Source organism: Microcoleus sp. w2-18bC1, from assembly GCF_036700365.1.
Taxonomy (GTDB): domain Bacteria; phylum Cyanobacteriota; class Cyanobacteriia; order Cyanobacteriales; family Microcoleaceae; genus Microcoleus.
In genome coordinates, this window is the sequence record NZ_JAUBOS010000062.1 from 15,841 (window position 1) to 37,374 (window position 21,534).

Below are 21,534 nucleotides of genomic sequence, written 5' to 3' on the forward strand. Positions count from 1 at the left end.
GTGAGCGCATTGCTTTGCGCTCCTGCGCTCCTACTTCCAATCAAAGCAACAACATAAAATAAGCAAGTTGGGAACCCAAGTGTCTGCTCTCCTTGATGACTCTGTTAATCGCCACCGCTCCCCCAAGCACACTGGCGAAGCCGATGAGCCAAAAACTGCTAGTAAATCCTACAAAAGTAAAGCTTATCGCTGGAATCGCGAAAAATACTCCCGGCAGCGGCGCTTCTTCGACATTTGGGCCTTTGTCTTGCTCTGGCTGGCTTCCCTCTGGCTCGACAGCAAAAATTGGAGCTACTGGGGAGGCGTGACTGAAGAAAAGAAAGTTGCCAGACGCCGCTTTCAAGCTATCTGGGTTCGAGAAACACTCTTGGATTTGGGGCCAACTTTCATTAAAGTTGGGCAGTTATTTTCCACCCGCGCCGACTTGTTCCCAGCAGAGTTTGTGGAGGAACTTTCTAAGCTGCAAGATAAAGTCCCTGCTTTCAGCTACGAGCAGTTAGAAGTAATTGTCGAGCAAGATTTAGGCAAGACAGTTCAAGAACTCTACCGCAGCTTTGACCCGGTGCCTTTGGCCGCTGCAAGTCTGGGTCAGGTACACAAAGCTCAACTGCATTCGGGCCCGGAAGTGGTGGTCAAGGTGCAGCGACCGGGACTGCGGAAGCTGTTCGAGATCGATTTGCAAATTCTTAAGGGAATTGCCCGCTACTTTCAAAACCATCCTAAGTGGGGCCGCGGCCGCGATTGGATGGGGATTTATGAAGAATGCTGTCGCATTCTGTGGCTGGAAATTGACTATCTCCATGAAGGTCGCAATGCTGATACTTTTCGTCGCAATTTTAGCAACTGTGACTGGGTGCGGGTGCCGAGGGTTTATTGGCGGTACGCGGCTCCGCGAGTGCTGACTTTGGAATACCTGCCAGGGATTAAAATCAGCCACTACGAAGCTTTGGAAGCGGCCGGTATCGATCGTAAATTAATCGCTCAGTTGGGCGCAAAAGCTTATTTGCGCCAGTTGCTCAACGACGGCTTTTTCCACGCTGACCCACACCCCGGCAACATCGCTGTTAGTGCTGACGGTTGTCTGATTTTCTACGATTTTGGCATGATGGGGCAAATCCAGTCGAACGTCCGCGAAGGACTGATGGAGACGCTCTACGGCATTGCTTCCAAGGATGGACAGCGGATTATGGATTCTCTGATCAATTTGGGAGCGTTGGTGCCTACGGGTGATATGAGTCCGGTGCGCCGCAGCATCCAGTATATGCTGGATAACTTCATGGACAAGCCTTTTGAAAATCAGTCTGTGAGCGCGATTACCGACGACCTTTACGATATTGCCTACAACCAACCTTTTCGGTTCCCAGCTACTTTTACTTTTGTAATGCGAGCTTTTTCCACCATCGAAGGGGTGGGCCGAGGCTTAGATCCCGAGTTCAACTTTATGGAGGTGGCACAACCTTTTGCCATGCAGCTTATGACTAATGGAAATGGCCATGATACAAGTAGCAGCATTTTTAACGAAATCGGCCGTCAGGCGGCTCAGGTGAGTTCGAGTGCTTTGGGTTTGCCTCGCCGGATTGAGGAGACTATTGACAAACTCGAACAGGGAGATTTGCGGATTCGCGTCCGTTCGGCCGAAACAGAGCGCTTGCTCCGCCGCATGAGCAGCGCTCAAATGGGCACGAATTATGCTTTGCTGATGAGTGCTTTTACTTTGTCGGCGACAATTTTGTTTGTCAGCAATCAAGTCTGGCCGGCTGTCGCTGTTGCCGTGCTGGCGGCGGGTGCAGGGTTTGCTATGCTGCGTTTGTTCAAGCGGATCGATCGCTTAGACAGGATGTCATAATGGGGCAATTTGGGATTTGAAATTTCAGGTTTGAGATTTCTCGCCAGCCAAAATTTGACCTCGAATGTTAAGTTTTGGCTGCAATACCACAAATTGCTAAAATTTACAACACTTACGCGCTTTGAGGCTAAAAACCCGGTTGCTGCCTAAGTTTTTCGCCAGATAAACCTCTGATTTTGGGTATAAATCCTGTTTTTTTTGCAGGTGCTGCTTAATTTACTGGGTTTACCGAAATTTTAAGACGGGATTACCATCATATCGATCTACAATATGAGGTCAAGGAACTGCAATTTTTCCAAAACTCGCGATCGCGGGCTGCAGAATTTCAAGTCCGTTCGGGATTTAAGTTTTGGAATAAAAAATTGCACCCCATTAAATCAAGCTTTTAAGTTCGATGAGTCCAATCACCCAATCTATGAAACGCTCTTTCGCAGGTAAGACAGACACAGGGCTAGTTCGTTCCGTAAATCAGGATTCGTACTACATAGACTCTGACGGGCGATTTTTCATAGTGGCCGACGGAATGGGAGGACACGCCGGAGGTCAAGAAGCCAGCCGGATTGCGACTCAGGCGATTCAATCTTATTTGCTCGAACATTGGGAAGGGCCAGAGGATTCTCCGCTGTTGTTGGAAAAGGCTTTTTTAATTGCCAATCAAGCAATTTTGACGGATCAGCTCGACCACCCGGAGCGTGCTGATATGGGTACTACGGCTGTGGTTCTAATGTTTAGGGATGAGGGCCGACCCTGGTGCGCTAATATCGGTGACTCTCGCTTGTATCGGCTACACGGCTCTCGCTTGGAACAGATTACTGAAGACCAGACTTGGGTGGCTCAGGCTGTGAAAAGAAAGGCCCTAACTCCTGACCAGGCTCGCACTCATCCTTGGCGTCACGTTTTGTCCCAGTGTTTGGGCCGCGATGATTTGCGGGAGATAGATATTTTGCCGGTGGACGTGCAGCCTGGGGATCGCTTGCTGCTCTGCAGCGATGGCTTGACTGAAGAACTTTCCGATCCTTTGATTGCTTCGCCTCTGAAGTCGATTCGCGCCTGCGAGGGCGCCGCAAATGCTTTAATTCAAGCTGCTAAGGATAAAGGTGGACGCGATAATATTACTGTGGTGATCGTAACGATCGACCTCAAATAATATTCGATTGCCCGATCGCACCCGACCATCTAAAATCGAAAAATCGAAAAATCGAAAAATCGAAAAATTGAACAATCTAAAATCTAAAATCTAAAATCTAAAATAGAATGACCCGCGTTATCGGTTTGATCAGCGGCACGTCGGTGGATGGCATTGATGCTGCTTTGGTGGATGTGGTCGGTTCTCAAACAGACTTGAAAGTGCAATTGGTGGCCGGCAAGACTTTCCCTTATCCTGCTAATTTGCGATCGCAAATTCTCTCGGTTTGCAGTGGCTCAGCTTTGTCAATGGCTGAACTAGCAGAATTAGATGATGCCATCGCCCAAGAATTTGCGACGGCGGCATTGACAATTCAAGCAGAATATGATAAAGCCGAATTAATCGGCTCTCACGGTCAAACCGTCTACCACCGACCTGCTGGGAAAGCCCAGAAAGACAGCGCCGGTGGGTTAATGGGTTACAGCTTGCAACTCGGGCGGGGCGCGCTAATTGCGGAATTGACAGGAATTACTACTGTCAGTAACTTTCGATCGGCAGACATTGCTGCAGGGGGTCAAGGAGCACCCTTAGTGTCAATAGTTGATGCCTGCCTGCTGGCGGAACCCAACATCAGCCTCTGCATCCAAAATCTGGGGGGGATTGGCAATGTTACCTATCTTCCGGCCAGAGGAAAAGGGGGAAACAATGACGAGTCTGAGATTTTCAGTTTTGGGGATGGCATATCGGGCTGGGATACAGGCCCGGCGAATTCCCTGTTAGATTTGGCAGTACAGCACTTCTCAGGCGGAACTAAGACGATCGACGAAGGTGGAGCTTGGGCGGCATCGGGCACTCCCTGTCAAGCTTTAGTTGAGGAGTGGCTCGCATCAGACTTCTTCCGCCAAGCACCGCCGAAATCAACGGGGCGAGAGCTATTTGGTGTAGACTATTTTGACAGGTGTTTGGTCGAGGCCCAAGGTTACAACCTCAGTCCTGCTGACGTGCTGGCCACTCTGACAGAACTGACTGTTGTCTCGATCGTTCACAGTTACCAAACTTTTTTACCGGCTATGCCCGATCGAGTTTTACTATGCGGGGGCGGCAGCCACAACCTCTACTTAAAACGCCGATTGCAATCTCAATTGCATCCAGTGCAAGTGTTGACTACTTCTGAGGCAGGCTTGAATGTAGATTTTAAAGAGGCGATCGCTTTCGCGGTTTTAGCCGCATGGCGGGTTCGGGGCATTCCCGGCAATCTGCCTCAAGTTACTGGTGCCCGGACATCGGTACTTTTAGGAGAAATTAACTCTTGTTGGCACAGTTGGGCGTGATAGCATAGAGTCTGAGGGACAACGGCTGTGCGTTGTTGCACCAGCATTGTAGCCAGCAGGAAAAGCATAGGAACAGCACTGTGGCTCACACGTTTTTAATGGAATCTGGCCAATGGACGCTCGAAGGAAGCTGGATTGAGCGCAATGGCGTGCCAATTACGGTTAAGGGCAAAACTTTAGTGAGCTGGAACCGAACAGATTGGTTCAGTATGGTGACAAAGCTCGTATTTCCTGGAGGCGATCGCGAAGAGATTATTTTGCAGTACCGAGGACACCTCAACAGCGATGAACGGCAGTATACTTTTGTACTCCAACACAGCGAACTCGCCCGCGTCGAGGGGGAAGGTTGGATTGCTCCCCAGTCGATCGTCCAGCGTTACTGGGTATTGGGAGACGAACGCCAGCGGCGGACGGGTTTTGATACCCTTCACCGGGTTGATGACAACCGCTACTACCAATCTAGCGGCATCATGTCTGGTCATTACTTGACGAGTACAATGGAGGCGACTCTGGAACGTCAGCCGGAATAACTCTTTCTAGAGTCCACAGTTGCCAGTTCTAGGGATTGATGTGAAAACTGAAGGTTTTGCTAGTCGGGGGTCGCGCTCAGATGTCCGACTAGCGCCATTGTTGTCAAACCTCATCCGCTGCAAATAAACACAAATATATTGAATTGTTAAAAATTTTAAGTGGTTAAAAAATTAACACTTACTTATTATTAATAGTTGTCCAATTTTCGAGTTGAGGCGCGATAAATTATCTTTGCACTCTCCAGTGGTGTCGATCGACAAACTGCTTACCTCGACTTCCACATTCAGTGAAATCCACAAAGGAATTGTCAAGTTTTCCTCACGTCTGTACAGATGCTTTCTACCTTGTGCCTTCGAGTGACGCCCCATCACCCCCAACTCCTTTCCGCATGAGGGAACAGAGTAAGAGACGGAGGTCGCCGACTGCGACTCTTGGTTACTCAACGCCTGGGTTAGGTTCTAAACCCCAGTGGTGTTTCAGAAAATGGCGGTACATGGTTTCTCGTAGCATCATTTGCTCGTAAAGCTTGACCAAAAACTCCTGAGCTTGTTCGCGGCTCATGTCACTTACCTGTGTTTTGAAGGAACACAGGCTAAATTGCTGTTCCAAAGACAATTCTGCTGGTTGGCTCATGACTTTGACTCCTCTGTAAGTAAAGGTGACTTAAAAGTGAACACCTGGATTAACCAGATTTGTAAGTTGTTTCAGCGATCGACAGTTGGTTTCGGGATGCCCGATGGCCCATCTGGCTTTAGTCTATATTACAAAAGGTAACAATTATTTGACAAAATTACCATCTGTCCTAGGAAATAACTTACTTAGCGATAGAGATGGCGAGATGTCTGCAAAAGTTCCTTCCGCAGGCATATACAAGTCTATCTACTTGTCAAGAGAAAAAAGGCTCAGTACGAACCAAAAGAATTGAAGCCCTTTATACCAAATTCGGCGGAGATTCTCTCAGCGAGGGGGAGATGGGGAGAGGAGAAGAGGGGGAGATGGAGAGATGGGAAAAGGGGAGATTGAAAGATGAGGAGATGACGAGAGGGGGAGATGAGGAGAGCGGAAGAGCGGGAGATTGGGAAAATTTCTATTTCTCTGTTCTCCCCTCTTCCTTCTCCCTTCTTCCGACGGACATCGGACTGAAATCTTTTACATCCGTTACACAACCCGTTGCCGAACCTTCTTCCTAACTAATTCGAGGACCCGCCATCCTGCGGTGGAGTGGCGACTCCAGGACTGAAATTGGAACCAGCGGGTGCAGGCGAAACAGGAGGAATGCCCTGAGTTGCCCCAGAGTTGCTAGGCTGCCCAGGAGCCGGGAGAGGGGATTGAAACTGATTCGGATTGAACTGCTGCTGCCCAGGAGTGGGGAGAGGGGATTGAAACTGATTGGGGTTGAACTGTTGCTGCCCCGGAGGCACAGGAGACGGCAGGGGTTGACCGGAATTGCCGATCGCAGGTGCTGCAGGAATGCCAGAATTGGGAAGCGAGGTATTGGGCAATGGGGAGGGAGCCGAACTAGGAAGAGTTGCCAGGGCAACTCTATCGCCCCCTACCTCTCTCAATTTGTCTAAAACCTCGACTACTTTGGCATATCTCGCATTTTGAGGAGCGTACAGCACCATCAACCCCGTAGGATTCTGGCTTTGGAAACTCTTTAAAACTCGATCGAGCTGTTGGTAATTAACAGGCAATTGGTCGATATAAGTTTGCCCGAAATCGTCAATGCTGACAATCAGCATCTCTCGCATCTGTGTTTGTCCAGTCTTCGCTTTAGGCAAATCGACATTAATGGCTTGCTGGCGAGTCAGTTGCAAAGCAGCCAGGAGAAAAAACGTCAGAATGCAAAAGATCACGTCAATTAAAGGCACCAGCTCAATCCGAGCCTCTTCAGCAGGAGTATCTAGATTAATCTTCATCAGTTCTCAGTAGTTTTAATTATTAGAAGGTGAATCTTCAGCCGGATCGGAACCTTTCAATTTCGGCTCCCGATTCCGTTCTCCCGATTCTTGAGAATTGAGAGAACGCCTGTTCAAACCATCTGCACCAAAAGAAGAATTGCTGTATTCTGCACCGGGTGATCGACCCTTAGCATTAGCTGCAGGCCAGTATTGCCTGTAAAGCAATTCCAATTCATTTCCAGCTTTGCGAAATATTTTTGCCTGGTTGAACAAAAAAGCTTGAAATATCCGATAAAACGCCAAGGTAAAAATTGCTACTACCATCCCAGATGCAGTAGTGATCAGCGCCTCGCCAATCCCCAAAGTTACGCCAGTTGTTGCCGCCGTGCCGATGTCGCCCAGACGGATCGAACTCAGCGAGTTAATCAAGCCCAAAACAGTTCCCAGCAAGCCCAGCAAAGGGGCGAGAGCGATCGTAGCTTCTAAGATTTTGTCACCGCGACGCATCGAAGCCAACTCTTCATCGGCTGCAGCTTCAAGTGCGAGTCGAAATAAATCTGGTTCGGGATTGTAGAGCCGCAGGGGTGCAGAAAGAAATCGCCCGATCGGCTGTCGGTTAGCTTGTCTGGCAATCTCGTTAGCCGCCCCCCAATCGCTGCGAGCCGCTTCCAGAATCCGGTTAACAATCTGCTTTTCTTTGCTCAGAAGGCTTGCCCAAAACCACAAGCGCTCGATAATGGTACTCAAAGATAGAATCGATAACACCAACAGGGGCCACATGGCGGGGCCGCCTTTTTGAAACAGTTCTTGAATATTCACAATATTTTTGCTCCTGCAGTACCCGCTAACTTTTGCTTCTGTTCTACTTTTTTTAACAAATCTAAGGCCATTTAATTTTAGCTATTAATGTACTCAGGACTTACGCCCTCGCCACTAAAGAAAGACGGTTTTGTGAAGGGGGCATCGGGGTGCAACGAAGTATTTTCGTGGAGGAAACCCGGTTTCTGGGTAAGTCTTGGTACTGTTGTCTAGTGCTTACGGGCGATGGGCGGCGACTTCCTCACAATTCCTCTAAGTCTTGACACATATCTTGGAGGGACTGGTGTTGAAGGCGGCGGGAAGAGCGGCGATATTTTTTAGTTTGCAGCTTCGGTTCGTAATGCTGGGTACCATCCGACTTGGTTTGCTGCTTCAAACTCGATTCGGCGCTGCTGGAGTTTTGCAGAGCTTGTTGGCGGACGATCGCCTCTTCGAGAAACTGCAAGTAATACTCGTAGCGCTCCCAACCGCCCCGCACTACACAGTTAGGCTCGTCTCGGTGCGAACAGTCGCTAAACTGGCAGCTACCCAAAGCCAGCCTCTGGCGCGCTTCTGGGAAATATTCCGCTAATTCTGAGGGATCGCATTCGAGAGCCGGCTGATTAAAGCCCGGAGTATCGGCCAAGAGTCCGCCGCCGGGGAGTTCAAATAGTTCGACGTGGCGAGTCGTATGGCGCCCGCGGCCGAGTTTGCCAGAAACAGCGTTCACTCGGAGGTTCAGGGCCGGGATCAGTTGGTTGATCAAGCTGGACTTGCCAACCCCAGAAGGGCCACAAATTACCGTTATTTTTCCTTGCAGGTGGTCTAGAAGCAAGTTCGGCAACGCGCTATGTACGGGGTTTAACGGATGTAACGGCTTGACCGAATTTGGAACTTGGGGGTTGTCCTCAGAACTCAGCAGAGATGGCTCTATTTTTTCCACTAAGTCATGGAAAGCTGGTTCCGATTTAGAAACTTCATTTTGACCATTAGCGGGGGGGTCCTGAACTCCTGCACCGCTGCGGACACTAATAAACATTGGTTCGTAGCCCCAGCCTGAAAGCCGATCGCGCCACTGTTCCAACTCCTGGGGCGTGACCAAATCGCATTTGTTCAGGCACAAACTCACTTCTAAACCTGTAGATTCGGCTTTGACTAAAAACCGAGTTAATGATGCGGGATCTAAGTCTGGTTCAGCAAGGGCAAAAACGAGGAGAATGCGATCGGCATTAGCGACAGGCGGGCGGTTGAGTTCTGTTTGGCGCGGGAAGACTTCAGAAATTGCACCTCGGCGGTCAGTCCAGTCCGGTTCGTCTACCACCACGCGATCGCCCACCATCACCTGTTGGCCAATTTTTTTCAGTCGAGTGCGACGAGTGCACAGGAGAGTCGGAGAATCCGCGAGGGGAGCATTTTTCCCGTCAATGGAGACTTCGGGATCTAACCTCACTTGGTAGAAGTTAGCCTGAACAGCAATTACAGTACCCACAATCGAGGGTGAATTCAGGCTCATCCGGCTTCCTTGTCTTCTGGGCGCTGCACTTTCATCGAAAAAAATCCAGAATCCGGCTCATCCGCGACAAATTGCGTTTCGAGAATCTGGTAGCCTTCCATTTTTAGACTATCGGGTACTTGTTCGATCGGCTCCCCAGCATCCAGCCACACCTCCAACACTGCTCCCGGTGCCATTTGCTCCAAGCGCAGTTTAGTGCGGACAAAATTCAGAGGACACGGAGTACCCCGCAGATCGATTTTGGCATCTGGGGATTTGGGATTTTCAATTTTCGATGTTGAATTCATAATGCTTTTTGCAATCTCAAATCCTGAAAGCCTTACTTACTTTTTTAAACAAGTTGCCTGGAAACTGGAGAATCTAAAATTTTCTTTCCAATTGGACACAGACTATTATTCTTTCTGAAAAAAGTGAGCGCAATTGCGCTCACTTTTTTCAGCGCTGCTGAAACGCAATGCCCAGGAAGCGTCCCACCTGAGATTTTTGTGAGCAATTGCCCACATTTTTTTGACAGATACTAAAACAAATGGCTGGGGAATCCTGAAACCGGAAAATTTGACACCAATTGGTGTCAAAAATTGCTTATTTCTGAAACAAATTGCCCAGAAATCCTTCCAAGCCGCCTTTACCGGTACGATCGCCCTTCAGCTTAGCAAGCTGCATCAGCAATTCCCGTTCCTCAGCCGTCACCTTAGTCGGAATGTCAATAGACACCGTAATCAAATGATCGCCACGACTGACGGGATTTCCTAACCGAGGCACCCCTTTTTTCTCAAGAGTAAGAACAGTATTCGCCTGAGTTCCGCTAGGAATCAACAATTCCGTCGGCCCGTCTACGGTTTCCACTTCCAACCGGCACCCCAAAATTGCTTGCAAATAACTAATCTTAACTTCCGAGCTAACGTTAGTGCCGTCCCGCTTAAATAGCGGGTCTTCATTCACCGCCAAGAACACGTAAAGATCTCCGGGCGGCCCGCCCAGTTTGCCGGCATCCCCTTCATTGGAAACCCGTAAGCGAGTACCGTTGTCAACCCCAGCCGGAATTGTGATTTTCAGCTTTTTCATCACTTCTTTCTGGCCCCGGCCACCGCAAGTTTCGCACTTATCCTCAATCACTTGCCCGGTGCCGTTGCAAGTGGGGCAAACTGAAACTTGAGTAAAGCTGCCGAAAGGAGTGCGGGTAGCACGTCGGACTTGACCACTGCCGGTACAAGTCGAGCAGGTTTGTGGTCGGGTTCCCGGTTTCGCGCCAGTCCCGGTGCAAGTTTCGCAGGTTTCTAGATGCTTGATGCGGAGTTCTTTTTCCCCACCAAACACTGCTTCCCGAAAATCCAGCCGCAAATCTAGGCGCAAATCGTCTCCGCGCACCGGCCCACTGCGCCTGCGACCTTGCTGTTGTTGGCCGACACCTCCCTGAAAGCCCTGAAAGAAGCTTTCAAAAATATCGGCAAAGCTGTCACCAAAGTCTTGGAACCCAGGTGCCCCTGCACCGCTGACGCCTGCTTCACCGAAACGGTCGAAACGAGCACGGGTTTCGGGTTCTGAGAGGACCTCGTAGGCGCGGTTAATTTCTTTAAACCGCTCCTCGGCACCGGGTTCTTTGTTGACATCTGGATGGTATTTGCGAGCTAGGCGGCGGTAAGCACGCTTAATTTCTTCTTTGTCTGCGCTGCGAGAAACGCCTAATATTTCATAGTAATCACCGGCCATAGAGCTGCTTGCCTGGAGGTAAATAACAAAAAGTGTACGAAAAAGAAACGGGCGACCTTTCCTGAAATTACATATTAAAAATCAAAAATTCTCATTGTCAATTTTTAACTTTTAATTTTTAGCTTTTCAGTTTTAAAGGAAAGGATTCATATCATCAACTTCTGGTTCGGGAACCTTCTGTTTTTGTTTTGACTGTGGACTTGGCTGTGGCCTTGGCTGTGGACTTGGCTGTGGATTTGACTGTCGTTTTGACTGTCGCTCCGGCTTTGGTTCCGGCTTTGGTTCCGGCTTTGATTCCGGCTTTGATTCCGGCGCCACCAGCAGCTCTTCTTTCAGCAAAATGCTGTCGTCGTCCGCTTTAACATCTTCTGGTTCTGATGATTCTACTTCTGACATCATCTCGCTTTCAACAACAGCTCCTGACGGGGCTACCCCGCTGCGGGCTTGGTCGTAGACTGCTGTCCCCAGCGAGTATAGCAGTTGCTTGAAAGATTCGATTGCGGGCGTGAGTTCCTCGACTGTGATGTCGGGGTTAGTCATCGCTGCCCGCAAGGCTGCTGCGGCTGTTTCCGCTTCGGCCTTGAGCTCGTCACTCAGCAGTTGCGCGTTGGTTTTTAAAGTTACACCACAATTATAGACGAGGGAGTCAGCTTGATTTTTGAGTTCGACGAGTAGAGCGCGCTTGATGTCCTCATCGGCGTAAAGTTCGGCTTCTTGTCGCATCCGCTCGACTTCGGTTTCGCTCAATCCCCCTGTATTGGAAATTTGGATGCTTTGTTCTTTTCCGGTTCCTTTGTCTTCAGCAGCCACTTTGAGAATCCCGTTGGCATCGATTTCAAAGGTAACTTCGATTTGAGGTACGCCGCGGGGGGCTGGGGGAATGCCTTTGAGCAGGAACTTGCCGAGACTTTTATTGTCTTTAACTAATGCCCGCTCGCCTTGGAGTACGTGAATTTCTACCGAGGTTTGTCCGTCTGCCGCCGTGCTGTACATTTGCGATCGGCTGGTGGGAATAGTTGTATTGCGCTCGATTACTTTGGTGAACACCCCGCCCAAGGTTTCGAGTCCCAGGGAGAGCGGCGTCACATCTAGCAGCAGCAAGTCTTTGACTTCACCACCCAACACCCCGGCTTGAATTGCCGCGCCTACGGCTACAGCTTCGTCGGGATTGACGGATTTATCGGGAGAAACACCCCCAAAATACTTGCTAATTGCCTTTTGAACTGCCGGAATCCGGGTTGAGCCTCCGACTAAAATAATCCTGTCTATGTCTTTGGGGGTCAAACTTGCGTCTTTGAGGGCTTGAGTCACCGGATCGATCGTTGCTTGCACCAAATGAGCCACCAGTTTTTCAAACTGAGCTTTGGAGAGTTCCATTTCCAAATGCTTCGGCCCTTTCTCGTCAGAAGAGATGAAGGGCAGATTGATTGAGGTAGATTCCCGGTTGGAGAGTTCGATTTTCGCTTTTTCCGCAGCTTCTCGGAGGCGCTGCAAAGCCATTTTATCTTGTGAAAGGTCACTGCCTTCTTGAGTGCGGAAAGCTTCTACCAGCCACTGTACAATGCAGTCGTCAAAGTCATCTCCTCCGAGATGGTTGTTACCGGAGGTAGCGTTGACTTCAAAAATTCCGTCTCCCAGTTGCAGGATCGAAACGTCGAAAGTACCGCCGCCTAGGTCAAAGACCAAGATTTTCTGTTCTATATTTTGCTTGTCCAGCCCGTAGGAAAGGGCTGCCGCTGTCGGTTCGTTGACGATCCGCAGGACTTCTAGGCCTGCGATCGTACCGGCGTCTTTAGTAGCTTGCCGTTGGGCATCTGTGAAGTAGGCTGGCACTGTAATCACGGCTTGGGTAACAGTTTGTCCCAAATAAGCTTCAGCATCTTGCTTGAGCTTTTGGAGTACCATTGCCGAGATTTCTTGGGGAGTGTGAACCTTGTTCCGAATTTGGACGTTAACGGTATCGTCTTTGCCTCTTATGCAGGTATAGGGAGTCCGCGCTCGTTCTTCTTCCGTGTCGTCCCACCGCCGTCCGATAAATCGTTTGATACTGTAGACAGTATTTACAGCATTAGTTACAGCTTGTCGCTTGGCTAGTTGACCTACTAAGCGATCGCCCGCCTTGCCGAATCCTACTATACTCGGAGTTGTGCGGCCGCCCTCGGAATTGGCGATCACGACGGGTTTACCGCCCTCTAACACAGCTACGCAACTGTTAGTTGTGCCTAAGTCAATTCCAATAATTTTTCCCATAGCGCCTCATAAAACTTTGTGGGATGTTTGGAAATCTCCAACTACAGGTTGGGAGATGAAAAACGACTCAGCTTGTTTAAACAAGCATTCCCAGACTAGATTTGTAGGAAATAAACTTGATGTCCTAAAGCAGTATCAAAGACTGGTAAAAACATTTTTCAGAATTTTTGGATAAACCGCTGACCTGCTTTTAGTCATCTTTAATTAAAAAGAAGTTGGTGAGTCGGCCACCTTGGACCCCCCGAATTCTATTCGGGGGTCAGTGACTTTAAGGAATGCAGTAGCTTGTCTCCCGATTAACCTTCTGAACTATCGGGATTTTCATCTGAGGCTACCACAGATAGCCCAGCCGCTGCAACTTTCACTTTGGCGTGCCGCAAGACGCGATCGCCCAGAATGTAGCCGCGTTCTAGTTCTTGGATAATTGTTCCTTCCTCGTGTTCGTCAGTTGGCTCGCTCAGCAGAGCTTCGTGGAGGTTGGGATCAAACTGTTCGCCTTCGGGGCGCATCGGAGAAACCCCGATTTGCTTGAGGCTATCTACCATTTGCTTGTAAACGCTTTGGTAGCTTTTGTGAATGTTCATTTCGCCGTCGGTTTGCGGCTTGATGTGCGATCGAGCGCGCTCGAAATTGTCAATTACCGGCAACAGGGGTTTGATCGTGAGACACCTTGCCTGTAAATCTAGCTCTTCTTTTTCCTTTTGGGTACGCCTGCGGAAGTTATCAAAATCTGCTGCTAGGCGGAGATTTTGATTTTTCAGTTCTTCTAGTTGAGCGGAGGCGACTTGCAACTGAGTTTTTAAAGCCTCTTTTTCCTCGGTTACCTGTGCCAGTTCCTTCTTCCAAGGCTCCGCCGCATCTGCAGTCGGACTGTTGGTTGAACTGCCGGTGACGGTAGGCCCCGATGCGTTTGCTGGGGTGCGATCGCCCTGAGCACTTTGATAAGCTCGAGCAAGTTCGAGCTCCCAATCCGCCGATTCATTCGAGTTTCCCGATGCCGCCGGATTTTCGCTTGCCATTGGCGAACCCTCTGGGGTGGTTTCCCCAGTTGAGCTAGGATCTTGATCTTGCTGTTTTTCCTCGTCAATCATAAAAGCTGCGCGACAGAACCCTATCAATTCTAGCAGATACAGTTAACCCGGTAAATCTAGAGGACTCAAATTTACTGTGTATGGCACAATGTGAAAAGAGGAAATCTCGCCATCTCTGGAGACATTGCTTAAAGCTTTCCATAAAATATTCAAAGGCCAGTTTAGATATTTACGTATAAAATCGTTGCCACCATGGGGGCAACCCAACGTTTGTTGGTTCCTCATTTTTAATTAATCCAATCACCTTTACAACATTTTTTTAAGTATATTTTGCTTTCAAGTCAACTACCTGATTTCCGACTTAGGAGGCTTGATGTTTCAAGGTTGACTTAAAACGATCGTGACTTTAAGTTATCATCGCTCAGGCTGTTTTAGTCGCAACCTAAAGGTAGATTTTTTTACCATTTGCTGAGTTTCCCAAGTCGGGAGAAAGAGGAATTTGTATTGAGTGACTAAGTAGTTAGCTGTGTGCTTTTGTGACTCAGATACTAGGTTGTTAATCTGGATGCGAATTGAGGCTGTGGTTTTTCTGATTTACTAACGCCGAAGTAGCTTGAAGGATCGAATTTTTGCCAGCCAAATGAGAGAGATTAGTTGGTTTTGATCCGATGCTCATCTGTAAATACAATTGATATCTAATTTGCCTCTTTCCAAGATTTTTGAACCGTCCAGCTTACGTCATAAAGGTTCGGACACCAGGGTAGAATCAAAGTAATATTTACTGACCCAAAACTAGAGTAGCTCCAAATTTGCCCTGGGAATTCATGCAGCCGACGATCGGGCAGTGACCGATCGCAGATAATTAATCAAAATATATTTCACAAGGGTGATCGAGGCTTTCGTAAAAGCTATCATCACAGAACATAGCTCATCTTTAATTTAGTACAGCTAACCGCGCCACCACGGATGGTGTAATTTGAGCAAACAATTTGGGAAAATAGAATTAGCCTGGGAAGGGGGCACACCCCGCCCCGCTTTTCTCTCCCGGTACGGGGAATCCCCAAGTGATGTACCCTGACGCTATAACGAGAGTATCCCGCAAGTTAATCAAATAAGTAAGCAACTTAGCACTCAACGAACAAGATTTGATGACAAGCATCGGCAAACCCCTCCAATGTCTCGTCAATTTGTGGACGAAGCTTAGAGGTGACTACGAGCTTACACTTGAGAGATAGGGATTGAGCAAGAACATGATAGCTGATCCATAAGCAAAGAATACGGGGGTTAAAACCCCGCGTTGGTTTTCCTCTCAGCACTCTTTGTGACTGAGTTTCCCACCTATTGAGTGTTTTTTATGACTAGCACATCCGCGCCTCGATCCACATCGATAGTTGCTCTAAGCGTTTTTACTCCGGCTCTCACCAAGATGATTCAGTCGGGTTACGTCAACGGCGAGCAAGTCAAGCAAGCTCAAATTGAAAGCCAGAAGTCGGGCAAGCGTTTGACGGAGGTATTAGAAGCACTTACCGGGCAGCCGTTACCCCCAGAATTGCTGCGACTTTACAAGAAGCAGCAGATGTTTGAACGGAAGATAGTCTACGGGGTTGAAGCATTTGACCCGGAGATGAGCGAAATGTCTAACGAGCAACTGGGACTTATGCTCGAGACGTTGAAGATTTCGATCGACATTTGTCACCAAGGTCGGTTTTTACCCGTAGCGAAGACTGAAACTGAGCCGGCGGCGGTTTTAGTGGCAATGGTAGATCCCGACAACCTCAACGCCATAGAAGATTTGCGGCGGATTTTACAGCCTCATGGCTTGGCTTTGCAGCGGCGAGTGATTACGCCGGACGACTACCAGGATATTACTTCTGCTTACCAAGACGAACAAGTTAAGAGGGAAGCTAAAAAAGCTGAAATCGAAAAGCAGAGAAAGATGGATTTAGGGGAGGGAGATTTTGGCGAGCTCTCGCTAGAAGAGGAGAGTAGCGACCAAGAAGACCTCGCTAACACCTTGGACGATGCAGAGGCCGCTCCCGTAATTAAGGCAGTCAATATCATTTTGGCTAAAGCTTTGTCGGAAAAGGTGTCTGACATCCACGTAGAACCTCAAGAAGAGTTCATGCGGATTCGGATGCGGAAAGACGGGGTACTGCAAGAGTATTTCCGGTTTCCCAAGCAGGTAGTCGCATCGATTACCGCTCGTTTCAAGATTATTGCCAACCTGGATATTGCCGAACGCCGACAAGCTCAAGACGGCCGCATCCGCCGGGTGTTTGAGGGACGCACGGTGGATTTCCGGGTGAACAGCTTGCCTTCCCGATACGGCGAAAAAATCGTGCTGCGGATTTTGGACAGTTCCAGCACTCAGTTGGGTTTGGGTTTGTTAATCTCCGACGAAGAAACTTTGGCTTTAGTGCGAGAAAGTGCTAGCCGTCCGTTCGGACTGATTTTGGTGACGGGGCCGACGGGTTCGGGCAAGTCAACTACTCTGTATTCGATTCTGGCGGAACGGAACGATCCGGGGGTTAATATCAGTACGGCGGAAGACCCGATCGAATATGCTTTGCCAGGAATTACGCAATGTCAAGTAATTCGGGAAAAAGACTTGACTTTTTCCAACATTCTGCGGGCATTTTTGCGGCAAGACCCTGACGTGATGCTGGTGGGGGAAACGCGGGACAAGGAAACGGCAAAAACTGCTCTGGAAGCTGCTTTGACGGGACACTTGGTGCTGACGACGCTGCACACGAACGACGCGGCTGGGGCAGTCGCGCGTTTGGCCGAAATGGGCGTAGAACCCTTCATGGTTTCGGCCGCTCTGTTGGGCGTGTTGGCTCAGCGTCTGATGCGGCGCGTTTGCGACAAATGCTGCATTCCTTACCAGCCTACTGCCGCAGAACTCGGCAAGTACGGTTTGTCGGCTTCTCAAGAAATTGATCTGACTATTTACAAAGCCAACACCATACCGGTGGAGGAAAGGAAGGAACTGGCAGAACGCGAGCAACTTTGTCGGAAGTGCGGCGGCCTAGGCTACAAAGGACGGGTAGGGGTTTACGAGTTCCTGAAAAATACTGAGCGGCTTCAAACTCTGATCACTCAAGGAGCTCCCACAGAGCAAATTAAGGAAGCAGCAGTAGAAGAAGGGATGAAAACGCTGTTGGCTTACAGCTTGCAATTGGTGCGAGAAGGCGCGACTACCTTTGAAGAAGTCGAGCGGGTGACGTTTACAGACTCTGGCCTGGAGGCTGAAATGAAAGCCAAACGCAAGCAGGGACTTACCTGCAAAACTTGTCAGGCGGAATTGAAGCCGGAGATGCTGGATTGTCCGTACTGCTTGACGCCACGCTTTTTGGATTGATTCAGCAGCAGTTAACTGTTGACTATTAACTGTTGACTGTTAACTGAGCTAGATTGGTCAATAACTATCAATTTGATCGAGGAGAGGTATCTATGGGTCTGATGATTGAAGACGTACTGGAGTCCCTGGTAGAGCAAGGGGGTTCGGACATACACATCCAAGCGGGCGCGCCTATATTCTTCCGAGTCAGCGGTAAACTAACTCCTCAGACGCAATACGGGGACATTCTGTCTGCTGAGGAAGTGCAGATCCTGATTTTCCAAATGCTCAACAATATGCAGCGCAAGCAGTTGGAAATGGAGTGGGAACTCGACTGCGCTTACGGCGTTCGGGGATTGGCTCGGTTTCGCGTCAATGTCTACCGGGAGCGGGGTGCTTGGGCTGCTTGTATGCGGGCTCTGGCTTCTAAGATTCCTAACGCCGATGCTTTAGGCGTGCCGCAGATTTTGCGGGATCTGACTGAAAGACCCAGGGGTATGCTGTTGGTGACGGGACAAACGGGTTCCGGGAAAACTACTACGATGGCGGCGTTGTTGGATCTGGTCAACCGGACGCGGGCGGAACATATTCTAACAGTTGAAGACCCGATCGAATATGTGTTTCCTAATATCAAGAGTTTGTTTCACCAGCGCCAAAAGGGCGAAGATACTAAGAGCTTTGCTAATGCACTGAAAGCTGCTTTGCGCGAAGATCCTGATGTAATTCTGGTGGGGGAAATGCGGGATTTGGAAACGATCGGTCTGGCAATTTCGGCGGCAGAAACGGGTCACATGGTGATGGGAACGTTGCACACTAATTCGGCCGCTGCAACGATCGATCGGATTTTGGACGTGTTCCCGCCCATTCAACAACCCCAAGTTCGCGCCCAGGTGTCTAACTCTTTGGTGGGAATTTGCAGCCAAAATTTGGTAATAAAAGTTGGGGGCGGCCGCTGCTGCGCTATGGAAATCATGGTAAATACTCCAGCTATGGCTAACTTGATCCGGGAGGGCAAAACTCCGATGATTTACTCCCAAATCCAAATGGGGGCCAAATTGGGTATGAGGACGATGGAAATGGCCCTCGCTGAACTTTACAAGAGCGGTAAAGTCACTTGGGAATCCGCAATGGCCAAGGCTTCTAAGGCTGACGAACTCGAACGCTTGATCGGCCCGGCACCTGTTGGTAGCGCCCCGGTAAAAGCTCATTAATTCCGTCAGCAGTCATTAGTCATTAGTTATTAGTCATTGGTCATAAGTCAGTTAGCCGTTGACCGTTGTTATTAATTATGGGTAACAACTAACAACTGACAACTGACAACTAACAACTGACAACTAATAACTAACAACTGACAACTGACAACTGACAACTAAGTTTTAATAAATTTTCAGAGGTGAGCTGTGGCTACCAACGTTATCCGCCAAAAACCGAAAGGTGGCTTTGATTTCAGTAAGATTCAGGAGCAAATTGAATATAACCTTACCAGTCTTACTGTTAAGGATATGGCTATTTTTGCTCGTCAGTTTGCGGCTATGTTTAATGCAGGGGTGGCGATCGTTAGATGCCTTTCCGTGCTGCACGAGCAGTGTTCTAATGCTAAGTTGAAGCGAGCGCTCAGGAGCATGAATGCTGACGTGCAGGAGGGGATAAACTTGGCAGAGGCGATGGCTAAGTTTCCTGATGTTTTTGACCAACTGTTTATCAGTATGGTGGCGGCGGGAGAAGTCGGGGGGGTGCTAGATGAAACCCTAGACCGTCTGGCTGTGATGATGGAAAAAAACCACAAGACGGAGGCTGAAATTAATTCGGCGATGTCTTATCCGAAGACTGTGTTCTTTATTGCGATCGTGATTTTTTTCGCAATGACCATATTCTTGCTACCAACTTTCGCTAAAATCTTTAAGGATATTGGTGCAGATTTGCCGGCTTTTACGGTGTTTATGCTGGCAATTAGTGCATTTTGTACGGCTTGGCCTCCCATCCAACAGATAACAGTTATTGGGGTGATTATAGCGCTAAAAATTGCCTTCGATCTGTACTACAAAACTCCAATAGGTCGCCTACAAATTGATAGGATTGCCATGAAATTACCTATTTTTGGCGATTTGATCGAAAAATCTGCTGTGGCTCGGTTTTGCGTAATATTTGGGTCGCTGACGCGATCGGGCGTGCCAATTCTCAATTCTTTGGAAATTGTGCGAGATGTGGCGGGGAATCAGGCGATATCTAATGCGATCGAATATGCGAGACAGGAAATTCAAAGCGGTGGCATGATCAGTATTGCTTTGCAAGAACAAGCTGTTTTTCCGTCTTTGGCCATTCAAATGATGGCAATTGGCGAGGAGACAGGGGAACTTGACAAGATGCTGATGAAAGTTGGCGCTTTCTATGAAACGGAAGTGGAAGAAGCAGTAAAAGGACTTACCAGTATGCTAGAACCTCTGATGATTGTCGTCGTCGGTGGCATCGTAGGTTCGATTTTGCTGTCGATGTATCTGCCGATGTTCGCAGTGTTCCAGAAGCTGTAAAAAAGGGCTAATGAGTTATTAGTTATTAGTTAGTAGCAATTAACGCCTGACCAATGACTATTTCAATCGTCCCCAGGCTCTGCCTGGCCAGACTTTTGGAGGAGGCACATCCTCGATTAAAAGGAGAAAACAATTTGGAGGCTCTGCCTCCAAATCTTCCTTACCAGGGTCTTTCCATTGGTGACAAGTTACGAAAATGTCACAAAAGTCAAGTAGGATAAGCAGACAGATTTAAATGCTGCCTAATCCTGGCTTTACGCTTCAGGGTAAACGCATCTTAATTTGAACCCAAAATATACTACAGTTAAATCCGAATCAATTTCAACGTAGTTATTGTAGTTTATGGGTGCTATCAATGGAGAAAGGTTTGACTCAAACTTTAAATCACCAACAAAACAAACAGATTCATTGCCTGGGGCGAATATGTTAAATGCCAGTTTTTTAGAAGAAAATTTTGCCAATTTGAACGATCCCAGAATATAAAGAATAAAAAATATTCAGAGATTTTACAGGGTAATCGCATCTTAATTAATCTATAATGATCAGGGAAATTTTTAAAATATTTGACAGCATCATTCAAGCGCAGCTCGTAAACTAAGGAATGAAAGTTGAGTGTGATGCTGATAGCCAGCTAAGCACGCTCGCTGGGGTTCCACCTCGTTGATTTATCTCCATCACGTGCTTTTGTCTAGGGCGTGTTTTCAAACTATAACCACAACACAATCCAGGCGATCGTAATCATGGCTGTATAATTGGCAGTCAGCTTCTTATATCGAATAGCGTCCGACTCCATTGCTTGAGTCGCTTGATAGCACGTTCCACAATGTTTCGTTGGCGCTAGATTTGACGGCAGCCTTTTTCCATCTGCCTGAGTGAGGGATACCTGCCGGGAGTCCATTCCCCGTTTAACTGCTTGTTGGTCGCCGATCGCGTCTCCACCGCAGCCCTACATCTGGCAGGTGCATTTTCTGTCATTTGTCAAGTACAATTTATACCAAATCAAATGTGATTACCCTGCACTCATAACCAATAAATATGGTTCACTTTAACGTTGCCTTTCAACACTTTAATTCCTTCACCGACATTACCCTATCCCTGGCGAAAACTTTACACCAAATGGGAATTCCTATTTCGGTCGCACCTTCAACAATAGCCTCTCACCTCAGCCGCAATTCGACAGCAGAAGAAAATGACCTGCTAGCGAAGTGGATGAACACCACACCCTCAGATTTATTTCAGATCAAATGGTCTCATTATTGGAAACCTTATTTTTTAAAAGAACTCAACGGACATCTCAACTTAGAACTTTTTGCTATCAATTACGAATTCGCCCAAAACCATGATGATTATGATTACTGGATTTACGATGCTGTTAACGCTTCATCCCACAAACTAGCCGTCAGCCAATACTCTAAAAACGTTTTAATCAAAGCTGGATGTCCGGCTGCTAACGTATCAGTCATGCCTCTAGGTTTCAACCCTTTAATCTCGCAACTCTATTTTCCCCGATCTCCAAAAAAACAAAAAGATGTAACACATATTCTGCACATGACCATTGGTGACAAGTTAAGACTGTAAGTCTTTTGTCAAGAGGCTTTTAGAGAATTGTTGAAAAAAAACTGGTCAGAC

Annotated in this window: 17 protein-coding genes; 8 read left to right on the forward strand and 9 right to left on the reverse strand. The window is 48.3% G+C overall.

What is annotated here, in order from left to right; all coding sequences use genetic code 11:
- Positions 1 to 79 precede the first annotated feature (79 nt).
- The 4 genes from QT979_RS23325 to QT979_RS23340 all read left to right on the forward strand — a co-directional run bounded on the left by QT979_RS23325 (position 80) and on the right by QT979_RS23340 (position 4,833).
- A complete protein-coding gene (locus QT979_RS23325; RefSeq protein WP_333311833.1) occupies positions 80 to 1,846 on the forward strand; it encodes an AarF/ABC1/UbiB kinase family protein in 1,767 nt (588 codons plus the stop codon).
- A 415-nt stretch (positions 1,847 to 2,261) separates the two neighbouring features.
- The gene (locus QT979_RS23330; RefSeq protein WP_333064224.1) at positions 2,262 to 2,993 is read left to right on the forward strand and encodes a PP2C family serine/threonine-protein phosphatase; all 732 of its coding nucleotides are present in this window, start codon (positions 2,262 to 2,264) and stop codon (positions 2,991 to 2,993) included.
- A gap of 107 nt (positions 2,994 to 3,100) precedes the next feature.
- Positions 3,101 to 4,303: an anhydro-N-acetylmuramic acid kinase gene (locus tag QT979_RS23335; RefSeq protein WP_333215664.1), complete on the forward strand. Its 1,203-nt coding sequence runs from the start codon at positions 3,101 to 3,103 to the stop codon at positions 4,301 to 4,303.
- 80 nt (positions 4,304 to 4,383) lie between these two features.
- Positions 4,384 to 4,833, forward strand: a complete 450-nt coding sequence (locus QT979_RS23340) for a hypothetical protein (RefSeq protein ID WP_333042233.1) — start codon at positions 4,384 to 4,386, stop codon at positions 4,831 to 4,833.
- A gap of 436 nt (positions 4,834 to 5,269) precedes the next feature.
- Here the strand turns inward: QT979_RS23340 and QT979_RS23345 are convergent, their stop codons facing one another.
- The 8 genes from QT979_RS23345 to grpE form a co-directional block, all read right to left on the reverse strand.
- Positions 5,270 to 5,467, reverse strand: coding sequence for an NblA/ycf18 family protein (locus QT979_RS23345; RefSeq protein WP_006635253.1), 198 nt, complete (start codon positions 5,465 to 5,467; stop codon positions 5,270 to 5,272).
- Between the two features lie 557 nt (positions 5,468 to 6,024).
- The gene (locus QT979_RS23350; protein WP_333311834.1) at positions 6,025 to 6,753 is read right to left on the reverse strand and encodes a biopolymer transporter ExbD; all 729 of its coding nucleotides are present in this window, start codon (positions 6,751 to 6,753) and stop codon (positions 6,025 to 6,027) included.
- Positions 6,754 to 6,768: 15 nt separating this feature from the next.
- Positions 6,769 to 7,554, reverse strand: a complete 786-nt coding sequence (locus tag QT979_RS23355; protein ID WP_333213869.1) for a MotA/TolQ/ExbB proton channel family protein — start codon at positions 7,552 to 7,554, stop codon at positions 6,769 to 6,771.
- 241 nt (positions 7,555 to 7,795) lie between these two features.
- Positions 7,796 to 9,046 (reverse strand): ribosome small subunit-dependent GTPase A, encoded by a 1,251-nt coding sequence (rsgA, locus tag QT979_RS23360; protein ID WP_333311835.1) that lies wholly within the window; start codon positions 9,044 to 9,046, stop codon positions 7,796 to 7,798.
- Entirely contained in the window at positions 9,043 to 9,333 is a 291-nt protein-coding gene (locus tag QT979_RS23365; protein WP_333213873.1) for a sulfurtransferase TusA family protein, read from the reverse strand. Before QT979_RS23365 ends, rsgA begins: the two co-directional genes overlap by 4 nt.
- Positions 9,334 to 9,628: 295 nt before the next feature.
- Entirely contained in the window at positions 9,629 to 10,756 is a 1,128-nt protein-coding gene (dnaJ, locus tag QT979_RS23370) for a molecular chaperone DnaJ (protein ID WP_333085115.1), read from the reverse strand.
- A gap of 132 nt (positions 10,757 to 10,888) precedes the next feature.
- Entirely contained in the window at positions 10,889 to 13,006 is a 2,118-nt protein-coding gene (gene dnaK / locus QT979_RS23375; RefSeq protein ID WP_333213875.1) for a molecular chaperone DnaK, read from the reverse strand.
- 296 nt (positions 13,007 to 13,302) lie between these two features.
- On the reverse strand, positions 13,303 to 14,097 hold the full coding sequence (grpE, locus tag QT979_RS23380; protein WP_333213876.1) for a nucleotide exchange factor GrpE: 795 nt from the start codon (positions 14,095 to 14,097) through the stop codon (positions 13,303 to 13,305).
- Positions 14,098 to 15,391: 1,294 nt separating this feature from the next.
- Between grpE and QT979_RS23385 the strand changes: the two genes are divergently transcribed.
- The 3 genes from QT979_RS23385 (at position 15,392) to QT979_RS23395 (ending at position 19,905) form a co-directional block, all read left to right on the forward strand.
- On the forward strand, positions 15,392 to 17,398 hold the full coding sequence (locus QT979_RS23385; protein WP_333085112.1) for a GspE/PulE family protein: 2,007 nt from the start codon (positions 15,392 to 15,394) through the stop codon (positions 17,396 to 17,398).
- Positions 17,399 to 17,490: 92 nt separating this feature from the next.
- Positions 17,491 to 18,588, forward strand: a complete 1,098-nt coding sequence (locus QT979_RS23390; protein ID WP_333085111.1) for a type IV pilus twitching motility protein PilT — start codon at positions 17,491 to 17,493, stop codon at positions 18,586 to 18,588.
- Between the two features lie 189 nt (positions 18,589 to 18,777).
- Positions 18,778 to 19,905: a type II secretion system F family protein gene (locus tag QT979_RS23395; RefSeq protein ID WP_333311836.1), complete on the forward strand. Its 1,128-nt coding sequence runs from the start codon at positions 18,778 to 18,780 to the stop codon at positions 19,903 to 19,905.
- A 706-nt stretch (positions 19,906 to 20,611) separates the two neighbouring features.
- On the opposite strand, the gene QT979_RS23400 is transcribed toward QT979_RS23395, so the two are convergent.
- Positions 20,612 to 20,803, reverse strand: coding sequence for a hypothetical protein (locus QT979_RS23400; RefSeq protein ID WP_333311837.1), 192 nt, complete (start codon positions 20,801 to 20,803; stop codon positions 20,612 to 20,614).
- 137 nt (positions 20,804 to 20,940) lie between these two features.
- Between QT979_RS23400 and QT979_RS23405 the strand changes: the two genes are divergently transcribed.
- Positions 20,941 to 21,483 (forward strand): hypothetical protein, encoded by a 543-nt coding sequence (locus QT979_RS23405; protein WP_333311838.1) that lies wholly within the window; start codon positions 20,941 to 20,943, stop codon positions 21,481 to 21,483.
- Positions 21,484 to 21,534: the final 51 nt, after the last annotated feature.